Consider the following 14,949-nt stretch of genomic DNA (forward strand, 5'->3'; position numbering starts at 1 on the left):
TAGGATGAAAGAGATTATTGAAAAACTAGCAAAATTTGAAAATTTATCAGGTGTGGAAATGACGGATGTCATTGAGCGTATCGTAACTGGGCGTGTAACTGAAGCGCAGATTGTTTCTCTTCTCTTGGCACTTAAGATGAAGGGAGAAACACCAGAAGAGCGCACAGCCATTGCCCAAGTCATGCGAGGACATGCCCAACACATACCTACAGAGATCCATGACGCCATGGACAACTGTGGTACAGGTGGAGACAAGTCCTTCAGCTTTAACATCTCAACAACTGCAGCCTTTGTCTTGGCTGGTGGCGGTGTTCATATGGCTAAGCATGGTAACCGTTCGATTTCTTCTAAATCGGGTTCGGCAGATGTCCTTCAAGCCTTGGGCATCAATCTTGACCTTAAACCAGCTGAACTTGGTAAGGTTTTCGATAAAACTGGAATCGTCTTTCTCTTTGCTAAAAATATGCACCCAGCAATGAAATATATCATGCCCGCTCGTTTGGAGTTGGGAATTCCAACGATTATGAACTTGACTGGTCCACTGATTCATCCAATGGCCTTGGAAACACAGTTGCTTGGTATTAGTCGTCCAGAACTGCTAGAAAGTACAGCTCAGGTATTGAAAAATATGGGTCGCAAACGTGCCATCGTAGTTGCTGGACCAGAAGGGCTTGATGAAGCTGGCTTGAACGGAACAACCAATATTGCTCTTCTTGAAAATGGCGAAATCACCTTGTCAAGCTTCACTCCAGAGGATTTGGGAATGGAACGCATTGCAATTGAGGACATTCGAGGAGGAAACGCTCAGGAAAATGCAGAAATTTTGCTTAGCGTTCTTCAAAACGAACCAAGTCCATTCTTGGAAACCACAGTTTTAAATGCTGGTCTTGGTTTCTATGCCAATGGTGAGGTAGCTAGTATCAAGGAAGGAGTTGCCTTAGCCCGTCAAGTGATTGCTAGTGGTAAGGCCCTAGAAAAACTCAGACTGTTACAGGAGTACCAAAAATGAGTCAGGAATTTTTAGCACGAATCTTGGAACAAAAGGTGCGTGAAGTCGAGCAAATGGAGCTGGAGGAAGTCCAGCCCTTGCGCGAGACCTATCGCTTAGCTGACTATTTAAAAAAACATCAAGACCGTTTGCAGGTAATCGCTGAGGTCAAGAAGGCTAGCCCTAGTCTGGGAGATATCAATCTCGATGTGGATATTGTACAACAGGCCCAGACTTATGAAGCGAACGGCGCGGTGATGATTTCTGTTTTGACAGATGAAGTTTTCTTTAAAGGGCATTTGGATTATCTGCGGGAAATTTCCAGTCAGGTAGACATTCCGACGATCAATAAGGACTTTATCATCGATGAAAAGCAAATCATCCGTGCCCGCAATGCTGGTGCAACAGTTATCTTGCTCATTGTGGCAGCCTTGTCAGAAGAACGCCTCAAGGAACTTTACGACTACGCGACGGAGCTTGGTCTGGAAGTCTTGGTGGAAACCCACAATCTAGCTGAACTAGAAGTAGCCCACAGACTTGGTGCTCAGATTATTGGTGTCAATAACCGTAACTTGACCACCTTTGAAGTCGACTTAGAGACCAGTGTAGATTTGGCTAAATACTTTAAAGATGATTGCTTGTATATTTCTGAATCGGCTATTTTCACAGGGCAGGATGCGGAACGAGTAGCACCATACTTTAACGGAATTTTAGTGGGGACAGCTCTCATGCAGGCTGAAGATGTGGCCCAGAGAATCAAGGAGTTGCAGATTGACAAAGGTTAAAATTTGCGGATTATCGACCAAAGAAACAGTAGAGACAGCTGTATCAGCAGGGGCGGACTACATCGGTTTTGTCTTTGCACCTAGTAAAAGGCAGGTGAACTTGGAACAGGCTGCTGAGCTGGCAAAGCTCATTCCTGTCAACGTTAAAAAGGTTGGTGTATTTGTTTCACCAAGTCGAGTTCAACTGTTAGAAGCGATTGAAAAAGTTGGCTTGGACTTGGTACAGATTCACAGTCAGGTGGCAGATGATTTGTTTGAGGATTTGCCTTGTGCCAGGATTCAAGCTGTTCAAGTCGATGGAGAGGGTCATGTACCCCATTCTCGTGCAGACTATCTACTCTTTGATGCCCCTGTGGCAGGGAGCGGCCAGACCTTTGACTGGGGGGAATTGGATACAACAGGACTAGCACAGCCCTTCTTCATCGCAGGTGGCCTTACGGAAGATAATGTAGTAAAAGCAATTCAACACTTTACTCCCTATGCAGTAGATGTATCAAGTGGAGTGGAGATAGATGGACAAAAAGATCATGAAAAGATTAGAAGATTTATAGAGAGGGTAAAGCATGGCATATCAAGAACCAAATAAAGATGGATTTTACGGAAAATTCGGCGGACGTTTCGTCCCAGAAATATTGATGACAGCAGTTTTGGAGTTGGAGAAGGCTTACCGTGAAAGTCAGGCAGACCCAAGTTTCCAAGAGGAATTAAACCAACTTTTACGTCAGTACGTAGGACGTGAAACTCCTCTTTACTACGCAAAAAACTTGACCCAGCATATCGGCGGAGCCAAGATTTATCTCAAACGGGAAGACCTCAACCATACAGGAGCCCACAAGATTAACAATGCCTTGGGACAGGTTCTTCTGGCTAAACGTATGGGCAAAAATAAAATTATCGCTGAAACAGGTGCTGGTCAGCACGGTGTGGCAACTGCAACGGCTGCGGCCCTCTTTAACATGGAATGTACCATCTACATGGGTGAGGAAGATGTCAAGCGCCAAGCCCTTAATGTCTTCCGCATGGAGCTTTTGGGAGCCAAGGTCGAGGCCGTGACAGATGGTTCGCGCGTGCTCAAGGACGCAGTCAATGCAGCCCTTCGTTCATGGGTAGCGAATATCGACGATACCCACTATATCCTTGGTTCTGCCTTGGGCCCTCATCCTTTCCCAGAAATTGTTCGTGACTTCCAAAGTGTCATCGGTCGAGAGGCTAAACAACAGTACCGTGACTTGACAGGTCAAGATTTGCCAGATGCCCTAGTAGCCTGTGTTGGTGGTGGTTCTAATGCCATCGGTCTCTTTCATCCATTTGTAGAAGATGAGTCAGTAGCCATGTATGGGGCTGAAGCAGCAGGACTTGGTGTGGATACAGAGCACCACGCAGCGACTTTGACCAAGGGTCGTCCGGGTGTCCTTCACGGTTCTCTCATGGATGTGCTCCAAGATGCCCATGGTCAAATTCTTGAAGCCTTCTCTATCTCAGCTGGATTGGACTATCCTGGTATCGGTCCAGAACACTCTCACTACCACGATATCAAACGTGCCAGCTATGTTCCTGTGACAGATGAGGAAGCCTTGGAAGGATTCCAACTCTTGTCTCGTGTGGAAGGAATTATCCCAGCTTTGGAATCAAGCCACGCCATCGCCTTTGCAGTGAAATTAGCCAAAGAACTTGGACCAGACAAGTCGATGATTGTCTGCCTATCCGGTCGTGGGGACAAGGATGTAGTTCAAGTCAAAGACCGCTTGGAAGCAGATGCAGCAAAGAAGGGAGAAGCGCATGCCTAAGACTTTAACAGAAAAATTGAATGCTATCAAAGCAGCTGGAAAAGGAATTTTCGTTCCCTATATTATGGCTGGAGACCATGAGAAAGGTTTGGATGGACTAGGAGAAACAATCCACTTTTTAGAAGATTTGGGTGTCTCTGCCATTGAAGTGGGCATTCCCTTTTCAGACCCTGTTGCAGATGGACCTGTTATCGAAGAAGCTGGCTTGCGCAGTCTAGCCCACGGGACCTCTACTCAGGCTTTAGTTGAAACCTTGAAAACCATTGAAACAGAGGTTCCGCTGGTTATCATGACCTACTTCAATCCCCTCTTTCAGTATGGTGTGGAGAACTTTGTCAAAGATTTGGCTGATACAGCGGTTAAGGGCTTGATTATTCCAGACCTTCCTCATGAGCATGCCAACTTTGTAGAACCATTTTTGGCAGACACAGACATGGCCTTGATTCCTCTAGTTAGTTTGACGACAGGAATTGAGCGCCAGAAAGAGTTGATTGAAGGGACAGAAGGATTCGTCTATGCCGTTGCCATCAATGGGGTGACAGGGAAATCTGGCAATTACCGCGCAGATTTGGACAAGCACTTGGCACAACTTCATCAAGTGGCTGACATTCCAGTATTGACAGGTTTTGGTGTATCTAGTCAAGCCGATGTAGAACGCTTCAATGCGGTGTCAGATGGTGTTATCGTTGGTTCAAAAATCGTAAAAGCTCTCCATCAAGGAGAGCCGATTCAGGACTTTATCAAACAAGCAGTAGCTTACCAAAAATAATCAAACAAGCAGCAAGTAAGAGGAAAGGCACAAAAGGAAGTCTTTCCTTTTTCTTTTGTAGGAGAAAGGCCAGGATGCCTGTCGCCGAAGCAAACTGAATCAAAATCAGCAATTCGGTCGCACTAAAGACGAGAGCACAAGAACCCAGAAAGAGGAAATCCCCTGCACCCATGCGAATATCGATAAAATGAGCCATGATTCCAAGGATAAGGAAGAAAATCATGACCAGATCCCAGCCAGAGGAAGCCATGAGGATTAGGTGGAAAGTCATCCAGACCAGTAAGGGATATTCCTGATGGCGAAAGTCGTAGATGGCCAAGGTCAAACCAGCAGTGATGAGGATGACTTGCCCCAAGGAAAGAAATTCCCAAGACCAAGCCAGAAAGATGAGACCTAAGCCTAGTTCAAAGAGGGCATACCAGACAGGATAAGGAGCCTTGCAGTAGCGGCAGCGAAAGCGATTGAAGACCTGCGAGAGAATCGGAATCAAATCTAAGGGACGCAAGGGAGTCTGACAGGAATCGCAGTAACTAGCTGGACTGATAATGGATTGCTCTGGAAAACGGTCAATGACCAAACCAAGAAAGGAAGCGAGAATGCTCCCGACAAGAAAAAAATAAAAATCAATCATACTTATCTATTCGTAAAAAATGGGAGAAGTAGTATAATGGAGAAACATAGATAAGATGGTGAGGTCAAGATGACAATTCGTTTTGAAGAAAATGTGAGCCCAGAAAATGCTCAATTCGTATGCCAATGGTCCAACTCCCTTGGCAAATCCTTTCAAGAACAATGGATGGGACCAAAGATTCCTTTTCCCTTGGAAATTCAAGTTTTGCAAGATTTGGAAGGAATCTTTTCTATCTTTGATGGACCAGAGTTTATCGGGCTTATCCAGAAAATCAGGCTAGAAGACAGGAATCTTCATATTGGAAGATTTTTTATCAACCCCCTGAAACAGAGGCAAGGCTTAGGTAGCCAGGCTGTAAGGAAATTTGTTAGCTTGGCCTTTGAAAAAGGAGACATAGATAGTATTTCTCTAAATGTCTTCGAGGCAAATCAAGCAGCCAAGAATCTCTATCAAAAAGAAGGATTTGAAATTGTTCAAACCATTGAAGCACCTGTACGAAAATACGTTATGAAAAAGTTTAGATAGAAAGCAAAAAAGCCTTGATTCCAAGGCTTTTTTATGTTATAAACTCATTAAAACAACTCCCAGTAAGGTGTGGAATGTTTTTTAGTCTGTGTCATATAAAAATAAATAGAATGAATAGCTATAGCTAGAGCTAAAATGGTTGTAATACTTACTACTATTATAGGATTAGAAGCAAAGATTAAAGAGAGAATCAAGGCAGCCAGATAGAGTGTAGCTTGGACACAGTAGTAACTTTTCGAATAGCGAAGATAGTGTTTGTTATAGGGCCCATTTGCTAGGACAGCAGCTTGGAAGAGGCCAATTCCGATATAAAAGAAGCTGGTTGCAAAGAGAAGATTAGTTTCAGGATTCAGAAGAAAACTCATCGAAACGGTCATCATAAGAAGTCCAATGAAAATAGGATAGTGACTGTAAATTAGAAATAGTCCCTTTTGATTAGATTCTTCATCAATAGCATGGTCGAATTGAACAAAATAAAACAAGAACAGAGAAAGCATAATAATGAAATAAAGAACCGAATAAATCGAGAAATTCTCGATTGTAAAGAAGTTAACTAGCCCCATAATCATCTCTCCAAACGTAATAATGACAAGAAGGGAGATGCGCTCGATTAAATGGGGGAGAACTATCTGGAAATGTTCATCTTTACTAATCGAGGTAATTGGCGTAATAAATGTTAGCAGAATACTAGCATAAAGGATATAGACTCCAATGTAAATAGGAAGAAGAGCTGCTAGATAGATTTCTAAACTTCGTAGACCTGTTATCCATAGAAAACCTTTGATACTTTCCCTATGAACATTATCGGTTGATTTTTTAAAAAACTCAACCAAATATTGAAAAAATAAGGTAAGGGTTAATGTACCAATAGCCCAACAGACATAATGAAAATATTGTTGCCAATCATCTTTAATCAAATTGGATATAAAGAGTAAAAGTCCCATATTGATAAACATGATTACCATGTTAAATACAGAGTTCTTTCCATAGCGATTGGTATAAACGGTTTGAATCATCCAGGCATTGATGAGAAGCAAGACAGACATGAAAAAATCAAGCAAAGAATTCCAAGTCAAAATACCGTTATGAAGATGGTGAATTAAAGCAGTTACTTTTGAAATCGCAAAAACAAAAACTAGATCATAAAAAAGTTCTGAATAATTTACACGTTTATGTTTAACAAGAGTTGTCATCTTAAGACCTTTCTATTTTAGAAGTACAATTTATTATAACAGAAAATGGTAATAAAAAAAAAGGAGATGCTTAAATAACTTCATGTGACGCGAATGAACTGCGCCACAAAAGTTAGGTTTTTTCTGTCTAACTTTTGGGGTGCAGTTCAGAAGGGGTGTTTTTTCTATCGTTTTTTAGTGCTAAGACTACACAAAAAAGCCTTGATTTACAAGGCTTTTTCCTGTTGTATTTAGATGCCCCCTACAGGGATTTGGAAAGGACTTTCATATTGAGAGCAATTAAAAATATTGAAATATAAGTGATTTTAGGTATTTTCAATGTCATGATTTAAAAATGGGACAAAAGTGGGGCAAAAACCATACAGATTCTAAACTGTATGGTTCTTTTTTTATCTAACCAAGAAAGGTTAAAACTTATTAAAACAAATGCAATCAACTGTTGAAAACTTTTTAGTCCGTGTAATATAAAAACAAGTAAAAAGTTGAACTATAGGGAATATTGTGTCATAATAGGTAATAGATGAATAATTAATAGATTGGAAATAATGCTTTCTTACCTTAACAAGTTGAATTGGTTATACATTTTTTCGTCGCAATTGTGTCTATCTCTCGAGTTTAGCTAGTTTTTATAAGCTCTGGTTTCTAATCAATATAACAAATTTTAGAAGTGCATAAGACAAGATGGTGACATTACTACAGTCATTTCTAGTCACCATATGTTGCTGGCACAGGCTGTTTGTAGTGTTGGCTATTTACTAGTCAGTTTAATCGGAGTGTTTAATTTTTATTGTTGAAAGGTTTTTATATGGCGAAAATTCTATCTTTAGGTCTGACAGGTAAGAAATTACTTGCTCAGGGGTTCTTGTTTGTTCTGCTAGGTCTCATCTTGATGGTCACGGGGACTTGGTTGCCAGTAACAGTTATTCGCCTGGTTCTGTTTTTAGCTTGGATAGCAACGGTCGTAGATTTGCTATTAAGAGTTTTCAAAAAAAGCCAGTCAACGGATACCTTGGGAGTTGCACTGGTTAAATTGTTAGTGCTGGGATATTTGCTAGGTTCTAATCTTGCGACTGATATACCGATTTATGTTCTGGCTCTTGTGATTGGAGTTTATCAGATTTTTCATGCTAGTATTAACCTTGCCACCTATGTTCTCTACCGCAAAAACAAAATTCGACCTCGTTTTCGTCTCTTACTAGATGGACTCGTACTAGTTTTTCTTGGTGGGACTAGTCTTTTGTCCTCTACAGGAAATTCTGTCTTTCAACTCTTTGTATTAGGGGCTTATTTTTTCCTTTATGGTGTGTCCAATATCCGTGATGGTTTCTTGTTTGAGGAGGAAATTGGGAAAAACCATCTCAAACGTCGTATTAGAATTAGCTTACCTATTGTCCTAGCCGCTCTCATCCCTGCAAGAACTTTAGCAAAAGTTAACAAATTTATGCTGGAAAATGCTGATGAGGAAGAAGATATCCATCTTGGAATAGTGAAGTCTGGTAAGACAGCGGAGCTAGAAATTTTTGTTCATACAGCTGAGACCTCTCTGTTTTCGGCAATTGGTCATGTGGATATCTGCTATCAAGGCCGTGTTATTTCTTATGGCAACTATGATCCGTCTTCTGAGACCTTATTTGGCATGGTAGGAGATGGTGTCTTATATTTCTGTGATCGTGACAAGTACATTGACCTATGTAAACGTGAGAGTCAAAAAACGCTTTTTGGTTATGGGATAGATTTGACGCCTGAAATGGAAAAAGCAGTTCAGAAAAAGTTGGCTGAATTGAAACAACTGACGATTCCATGGGAGCCAAGTGCAGATAAAATCATGACAGGTGATGGTAAGGAAGACTACACCTACGCTTATAAAATCAGACATGAGACAGATGGGGAACTTTATAAATTTATCAAATCTAAGTTTAAATCCTACTTTGTCTTATCTACAAACTGTGTGCTCTTGGCTGATACCATAGTCGGTCAGGCTGGCACCGATATCCTCTCACCCAAAGGATTTATCGCTCCAGGAACTTACCAAGCCTACCTTAATCGAGAGTTTGAAAAACCAAATAGTATAGTCGTATCTAAACATGTTTATTAAGGAGAATTTATGAACTTAGTAAAAAAATACACCCCGTTAATACTTTTTATAGGGCTGGTTGCTCTTGTAATTCTGAATGCATCGAGCTTTATATCAGGAGCAATCTCTCTCTTTGATGTAATATCAACCTTGATTTATGGTGCTGTTATTGCTTTTGTGCTTAATGTTCCTATGAAAAAAATTGAACAGTACTTAGTTAAATTGAAGGTAAAGGCAGAGTTGCGTCGTCCGATTGCCATGGTACTTGTTTTCCTAGCTCTTATCTTAATCGTGATTGCTCTTTTGGTTTTGGTGCTGCCAACCCTAGCCCAGACTATTAGTCAGCTGGGAACAGTCCTTTCAACAGTCCTTACTCAACTTGGGAAATTGCTAGGCAGCTCGGAATTTGTAACCAAAGACATGTTGTCAACTATCGTATCAGGCATACAGGGACAATCTAGTTCTATTAGCCAAGCTTTGATAGGTTTTTTATCAGGTCTGACTAGTAATATCGGCAATATTTTTTCAAGTTTGATGAATGCCTTTTTGATTATAGTCTTCACCTTTTTATTTTTATCCAGTAAGGAACATTTGGCAGCGATGACGAGTCGACTTCTAAAAGTTTTTCTTCCAGAGAAGGTGGTGATAAAGTTGACTTACATTGGACAAGTAGCACTAGAGACTTATGACCAATTTTTGATGAGTCAGCTGATTGAAGCAGTTATCATAGGAGTTATGATAGCGGTTGGTTACAGCGTGTTTGGGATACCCTATGGAGTAATGACAGGTATCTTTGCAGGAGTGCTATCGTTCATTCCTTATGTAGGGCCTATGATTGCTTGTGTTGTGGGAGCGATTTTTATCTTCACAGTGAGTCCTACTCAAGCCTTACTTTCTCTTCTTCTATATCAAGTTATACAGCTGATTGAAGGAAACCTTATTTATCCTAGAGTTGTAGGTCAGTCTATTGGTTTGCCAGCTATTTTCACGCTTGCGGCTGCTAGTATTGGAGGCAATCTCTTTGGCTTACTTGGGATGATATTCTTTACACCGATATCTGCTGTTATCTATCGATTGGTTAAGGAATTTGTCGTTGCAAAGGAAAATCAGCTAGATTAAGAAAAACTAAATTTAATAAGATATACTGAGAAGAGAGTGAGAGATTCTCTTCTCTTTTATTTTTAAATACTTTTCTACAAAAAGCTATTAGACGTTAAAAAAAGCCTTGGTTTCAAGGCTTATTTCTGTTGATTTAGATGTGCCCCCTGCAGGGCTCGAACCTGCGCCCCATAGCTTAAGAGTCTACTGCTCTACCAACTGAGCTAAGGAGGCAACAGAAAAAGCTGAGAATGTAACTTCCCAGCTATTTTAATATGCCCAAAATGGCAGCTAGATTATTTACGAAAGGCATCAAGGATATAGGTGAAACCAACAATTAAAAATGCAAAGGCAACGACATAAACGACAAAGACACTTGTAGCTACTGGATTGAACAAAATCACTAGACCTAGTAAAAATGCAAGCAACGCTATCCACATGATATGGTTGCCAATAATAGGGAAAATCAATCCCAGACGATTGCCTTTAAAGAAAACTATAATGGCTTCTACAATTAACCAAATTCCTAAAATAGTTGGAATGACAACTGGCAGCGTCACAAAGCCATAGGCAACGAGGTAAAGAGCTAAGAGAAGATTAACAATCCCTTGGAAAAGATGAGCTGGTGAGCGAAGCTCTTTTGGTACAGAGAAATAGCCTAAAATAGCTGCTATAGAAGAAACCAGTAAACCAAATGCAATCCACCAGCTGTAAGCAACAAGATTAGCTACTGGGTTTGTAAATAGGAAAAGTCCTAAAAGGACAAAAACAACTCCTGCAAGGAATAGCAGTAAACGATTAGAAAATTTCATTTCAATACCCCCTATATAGTATAGTATAGTTTGATAATAAAAATATTATACACCTTTTTAGAGGAAATGTCAATAAACAAAATGGAAAATTTGGAAGTTTCAGTCTGATTTACAAAAAGAAAAGGAGTTTTCACTCCTTTTCACAGATTGAAGACAAAGTCCTTATAAAAGTGTCTTCTAAAGATTTTAACTTCAATCTGAAGCGAGGTTATCCTCGCTTTTTCTATTTATCAAACAATTCCTTATTTTCAATTAAGAGTTCTAGTGGAGATTTATCCCTTGCTACAATAAAACCAGGTTCATATTGGTTATGAAGTGTTCTTTTCTGAGAAGTTGGATCAATATACAACTCTTTTCCATCTTCTGTGTATAGTTGGTTGCCTCTTGTTAGGTAAAGTAAATCCTCTAAGTACTGTCCATCAGTATGTAGGAAATGCTCGATGTATTTGACAGCTTTTAAGATTTCACTTACTTTATCAGAGTATTCATTAGATTCAAGAACACTCTTTTCTAACTCAATCTCTTTACTCGTTCCAAAGAGTTGGGTTGGAGTTGCATTAAAATATTCCGCTATCTTATCCAAATTTGCAAAGGTAGGATAGCTTTTTTGTTTTTCGTAGAGGAGCAAAAGAATTTTTTTACACACAAAATATATCTTGAGCATCTGTTGATGGGACATAAGTAGGGAGGACACAAAAAAAGCCCTGATTCCAAGGCTTTTCCTGTTGTATTTAGATGCCCCCTGCAGGGCTCGAACCTGCGACCCATAGATTAAGAGTCTACTGCTCTACCAACTGAGCTAAGGAGGCAAAGAAAAAGCTGTATTGGTGCCGAAACTTCACGGTTTGTATTGAACCCGCGCAATTAAGCAGGTGGGCAACTCGCTCTAACTGAAGCTGTCTCCGTGTGAGACGGCCTACATGCTGTTAGAAGACTTTTGTTTCCCTAATAATACAAAAATAGTCGGTCAACACTTAAGTGTGAAGTCGTACACCACAGCGTTTCTATGTTTATATGATACCACTTTTTCAAAAAAAATCAAGAGGAAAATTTATTTTTTTGAAAAGGATTTCACAAGTCCCGTAATTTATCAATGGTTTCCTTGCGTTGCGCCAAGGCTCGTTCGTATTTGCCGGTATCTTCTGGAGTAAAATAGTGGTGATTTTGGATTTTTTCTGGCAGATAGTCCTGCTTGACCCAGTTTCCAGGATAGTTGTGGGGATAGAGATAGTTTTGGGCGTTCCCAAGTTCCTTGCTTCCACTGTAGTGGCCATCGCGCAGGTGTCGAGGGATAGGCAAATGCCCTGATGTTTTGAGGTCAGCAAGGGCCTTGTCCATCGCCACATAGGCTGAGTTGGATTTTGGAGAAAGGGCCAAATCAATCACGACATTGGCAATGAGGATGCGAGCTTCTGGGAACCCAATCTTTTGAGCAGCATCTAGAGCAGTTACAGTATGGATCTGTGCTTCAGGATTGGCCAAACCGATATCTTCATAAGCGATGACGGTCAAACGACGAGCGAGACTAGGCAAATCCCCAGCCTCAATCAAGCGGGCTGCGTAATGGAGACTAGCATCGACATCTGAGCCACGGATGGATTTTTGTAAAGCGGAGAGAACATCATAATGCCCGTCGCCATCCTTATCCATAGTAATATAGCTCCGCTGCAGGCTATTTTCCATGATGTCAAGTGTTATATGGTGAATGCCTTTATCATCTGCTGGAGTCGAAAGAACAGCCAAGTCCAGTGAATTAAAAGCAGAACGAAGGTCTCCATTTGTAGAGGTCGCGATGAAATTCAGTGCATCCTCATCTAGCTCTACTTGGAAATCAAAACCACGCTCAGGGTCAGTTAGAGCAATTTGAATCGCCTCTTTAACATCTTGATTAGACAAGGGTTCTAACTCAAAAATCTGTACACGGCTACGAATGGCTGGAGTGACAGAAAAGAAAGGATTTTCAGTCGTAGCGCCAATCATAATGACCAGACCACTTTCCAAGAGGGGAAGTAGAAAATCTTGCTTGGTTTTGTCAAGTCGGTGAATCTCGTCCAGTAGCAGAACTAGTCCTCCAGAAAATTTAGCCTCTTCAGCGATTTCTTGTAGTCGCTTTTTACTATCCACTGTCGCGTTAAAGGTCCGAAAGGCATACTTGGTCGTTCCAGCGATGGCAGAGGCAATGCTGGTTTTGCCGATTCCTGGTGGTCCGTAGAGAATCATGGAGGACAGACGATTGGCTTCCACCATGCGACGAATGATTTTTCCTTGTCCGACCAGATGTTCCTGACCAATGACCTGGTCGATGGTTTTAGGGCGCATGCGAAGCGCGAGATTGTCTGGCATAGCAGTCCTTTCTAACGTGGATTTTCTGATGTATATGTGGTAAGATGGTAGTATCTATTTTAGCATATTTCCGAGTAATCGGGGCGATTTAAGAGTCGCATGGAAAGAGGACAAAATGGCAACATACGGATTTTTAGATGTTTTAGAGGAAGAATTGGACAAGAACTTTCCCTTTGACTTTGAGATTAGCTGGGACAAGCGCAATCATGCAGTTGAAGTGAGTTTTTTATTGGAAGCACAAAATGCTACGGGAGTAGAGATGCTGGACGAGGACGGAGAGGTGTCATCAGACGACATTCTCTTTGAAGAAGCAGTCCTTTTCTACAATCCTGCCAAGTCAACAGTCAATGCGGGCGATTATCTGACTGTCATTCCTTACTTACCAAAGAAAGGCTTCTCTCGCGAGTTTTTAGCTTATTTTGCGCTATTCCTCAAAGATACTGCTGAGGTTGGGCTAGATGCGCTCATGGACTTTTTGGAAGACCCAGAAGCAGAAGAATTTGTCATGGAATGGAACCAAGAAGTTTTTGAAGAAGGAAAAGCTGGCTTGGAAGAGGGAGAATTTTATCCTTATCCGAGATATTAGGAGTCTAATATGGAAATAGAAATTTCTGATTTCACAGGTTGCAAAATTGCCCTCTTTTGTGGAGATAAGCTCTTAACTATCTTACGTGATAACAAATCAAACATTCCATACCCTAATACCTGGGAATTGCCAGGTGGCGGGCGAGAAGGCGATGAAAGTCCTTTTGAGTGCGCAGCGCGTGAAGTTTACGAAGAACTGGGAATTCATCTGACTGAAGATTGTCTGCTTTGGGCGAAGGTTTACCCAAGTATGCTTTTTGCGGATAAGAAATCCGTATTTCTAGTTGGCAAGTTGGCTCAGGAACAGTTTGACCAGATTGTCTTTGGAGATGAAGGGCAGGGCTACAAACTGATGGGCATTGAGGAATTTCTTGGATCAGATAAGGCTGTGCCCCAGTTGCAGGATAGAGTGAGGGATTATTTGGAGGAAGTAAATGATTTTTGCAATTGCAACAACGACGTTAAATAAGGAAGTTAAACGCAAACTAAAAACTGGACAATATTCTAGAGAAGAAGCTACATTCATCTATATGGAATATTTAAAGTTAAAGAAGCAGAGAGAAAGTGGCACGAAAGTAGCTGGGATTTCTATGGCTGTTATTTGGGTATTAATGCTTGTTATACCCTTACTGAGTGGTAGAGGTCTCGTACTGCCCCTTTCAGTATATTTTTTATTTTTGATACTGTTTGCAGGAATTGTTCTATTTGTTTATTATCTTATGTTTGGTATTTTTAAACGGCAGATTCATAGCGCAATGAAAGAACACTACACAGATGTAATTGAGGAATTTGAGGGTCAGTAAAACAGCTTGTGGAAGAGCATAGGAAGCGAGTTGAGAGAGTGAATTTGGAGGTATTAGTATGATTCAGATTGTCCAAGCAGGAGCAGAAGATTTAGAAAAGATTATTGCCATTCAAAGAGCTAGCTTTAAGGCTGTCTATGAAAAATACCAAGATGAGTATGATCCTTATCTCGAGGATCGTGAACGAATCAAGTGGAAATTGGTTGAGCGTCCTAATAGCTATTACTACTTTGTGAAAGAAAAGGACGAAAATATCGGATTTTTACGAGTTCAGACCAATGAAGAGTTGACGGAGGCTTGGTTGGGAACGGCTGCGATTTTGCCCCAGTATCAAGGAAAAGGTTATGGTTCTGAAGGATTGGAATTGCTGGAAAAGGAATTTCCGACGATTAAACAGTGGGATTTGTGTACGGTATTACAGGATGCGGGCATGGTCGCTTTTTATGAGAAAAATGGCTACCGTCAAACTCATATCGAGCCTGAAAAAGAAGGTATGGATATGGTTTACATGAAAAAATTGATTGACAAATAGAAAGGATGGTTCGGTTAAATTTCT

At 40.9% G+C, this 14,949-nt stretch carries 17 protein-coding genes and 2 tRNA genes; 12 read left to right on the plus strand and 7 right to left on the minus strand.

What is annotated here, in order from left to right:
* Positions 1-4 precede the first annotated feature (4 nt).
* From trpD to trpA, 5 genes are read left to right on the plus strand one after another with little or no spacing between them, the layout of a single operon-like run.
* The gene (trpD, locus tag DB729_RS03830; protein ID WP_109290200.1) at positions 5-1,009 is read left to right on the plus strand and encodes an anthranilate phosphoribosyltransferase; all 1,005 of its coding nucleotides are present in this window, start codon (positions 5-7) and stop codon (positions 1,007-1,009) included.
* Positions 1,006-1,773 carry an indole-3-glycerol phosphate synthase TrpC gene (gene trpC / locus DB729_RS03835; RefSeq protein ID WP_109290199.1) on the plus strand — a complete coding sequence of 256 codons (768 nt, stop codon included), beginning with the start codon at positions 1,006-1,008 and terminating at the stop codon, positions 1,771-1,773. The genes trpD and trpC overlap by 4 nt, the downstream gene beginning before the upstream one ends.
* Positions 1,760-2,359 (plus strand): phosphoribosylanthranilate isomerase, encoded by a 600-nt coding sequence (locus DB729_RS03840; protein WP_165442220.1) that lies wholly within the window; start codon positions 1,760-1,762, stop codon positions 2,357-2,359. Before trpC ends, DB729_RS03840 begins: the two co-directional genes overlap by 14 nt.
* A complete protein-coding gene (gene trpB, locus DB729_RS03845; protein ID WP_109290197.1) occupies positions 2,337-3,560 on the plus strand; it encodes a tryptophan synthase subunit beta in 1,224 nt (407 codons plus the stop codon). Before DB729_RS03840 ends, trpB begins: the two co-directional genes overlap by 23 nt.
* Entirely contained in the window at positions 3,553-4,329 is a 777-nt protein-coding gene (gene trpA, locus DB729_RS03850) for a tryptophan synthase subunit alpha (protein ID WP_109290196.1), read from the plus strand. Before trpB ends, trpA begins: the two co-directional genes overlap by 8 nt.
* On the opposite strand, the gene DB729_RS03855 is transcribed toward trpA, so the two are convergent.
* Entirely contained in the window at positions 4,301-4,960 is a 660-nt protein-coding gene (locus tag DB729_RS03855) for a prepilin peptidase (protein WP_109290195.1), read from the minus strand. The two genes, trpA and DB729_RS03855, sit on opposite strands and share 29 nt — an antisense overlap.
* 69 nt (positions 4,961-5,029) lie before the next feature.
* Here DB729_RS03855 and DB729_RS03860 point away from each other — a divergent pair, with 69 nt between their 5' ends.
* A complete protein-coding gene (locus DB729_RS03860) occupies positions 5,030-5,485 on the plus strand; it encodes a GNAT family N-acetyltransferase (protein ID WP_109290194.1) in 456 nt (151 codons plus the stop codon).
* A 47-nt stretch (positions 5,486-5,532) separates the two neighbouring features.
* On the opposite strand, the gene DB729_RS03865 is transcribed toward DB729_RS03860, so the two are convergent.
* Positions 5,533-6,678 carry a low temperature requirement protein A gene (locus DB729_RS03865; protein ID WP_109290193.1) on the minus strand — a complete coding sequence of 382 codons (1,146 nt, stop codon included), beginning with the start codon at positions 6,676-6,678 and terminating at the stop codon, positions 5,533-5,535.
* A gap of 805 nt (positions 6,679-7,483) precedes the next feature.
* Between DB729_RS03865 and DB729_RS03875 the strand changes: the two genes are divergently transcribed.
* Entirely contained in the window at positions 7,484-8,773 is a 1,290-nt protein-coding gene (locus DB729_RS03875) for a hypothetical protein (protein ID WP_109290192.1), read from the plus strand.
* Between the two features lie 9 nt (positions 8,774-8,782).
* Positions 8,783-9,871, plus strand: coding sequence for an AI-2E family transporter (locus DB729_RS03880; RefSeq protein WP_165442221.1), 1,089 nt, complete (start codon positions 8,783-8,785; stop codon positions 9,869-9,871).
* 140 nt (positions 9,872-10,011) lie between these two features.
* Here the strand turns inward: DB729_RS03880 and DB729_RS03885 are convergent.
* From DB729_RS03885 to DB729_RS03905, 5 genes are all read right to left on the minus strand, one after another.
* Positions 10,012-10,084 (minus strand) — tRNA-Lys (locus DB729_RS03885).
* Positions 10,085-10,146: 62 nt separating this feature from the next.
* A complete protein-coding gene (locus tag DB729_RS03890) occupies positions 10,147-10,662 on the minus strand; it encodes a DUF308 domain-containing protein (RefSeq protein ID WP_000672740.1) in 516 nt (171 codons plus the stop codon).
* A gap of 223 nt (positions 10,663-10,885) precedes the next feature.
* On the minus strand, positions 10,886-11,341 hold the full coding sequence (locus DB729_RS03895) for an XRE family transcriptional regulator (protein ID WP_244201071.1): 456 nt from the start codon (positions 11,339-11,341) through the stop codon (positions 10,886-10,888).
* A 57-nt stretch (positions 11,342-11,398) separates the two neighbouring features.
* Positions 11,399-11,471: transfer RNA gene (locus DB729_RS03900), tRNA-Lys, on the minus strand.
* Between the two features lie 262 nt (positions 11,472-11,733).
* Entirely contained in the window at positions 11,734-13,005 is a 1,272-nt protein-coding gene (locus tag DB729_RS03905) for a replication-associated recombination protein A (RefSeq protein WP_109290191.1), read from the minus strand.
* Positions 13,006-13,120: 115 nt separating this feature from the next.
* On the opposite strand from DB729_RS03905, the gene DB729_RS03910 reads away from it, so the two are divergent.
* The 4 genes from DB729_RS03910 to DB729_RS03925 are packed head-to-tail and all read left to right on the plus strand — an operon-like array spanning position 13,121 to position 14,925.
* On the plus strand, positions 13,121-13,591 hold the full coding sequence (locus DB729_RS03910; protein WP_109290190.1) for a DUF3013 family protein: 471 nt from the start codon (positions 13,121-13,123) through the stop codon (positions 13,589-13,591).
* A gap of 9 nt (positions 13,592-13,600) precedes the next feature.
* The gene (locus tag DB729_RS03915) at positions 13,601-14,059 is read left to right on the plus strand and encodes an NUDIX hydrolase (protein ID WP_109290189.1); all 459 of its coding nucleotides are present in this window, start codon (positions 13,601-13,603) and stop codon (positions 14,057-14,059) included.
* Complete coding sequence (locus tag DB729_RS03920; RefSeq protein WP_109290188.1) at positions 14,025-14,393, plus strand: hypothetical protein; 369 nt, start codon at positions 14,025-14,027, stop codon at positions 14,391-14,393. The genes DB729_RS03915 and DB729_RS03920 overlap by 35 nt, the downstream gene beginning before the upstream one ends.
* A 58-nt stretch (positions 14,394-14,451) precedes the next feature.
* Positions 14,452-14,925: a GNAT family N-acetyltransferase gene (locus tag DB729_RS03925; protein WP_109290187.1), complete on the plus strand. Its 474-nt coding sequence runs from the start codon at positions 14,452-14,454 to the stop codon at positions 14,923-14,925.
* Positions 14,926-14,949 lie beyond the last annotated feature (24 nt).

It is taken from the genome of Streptococcus halitosis (genome assembly GCF_003143695.2).
GTDB classification, from domain to species: domain Bacteria; phylum Bacillota; class Bacilli; order Lactobacillales; family Streptococcaceae; genus Streptococcus; species Streptococcus halitosis.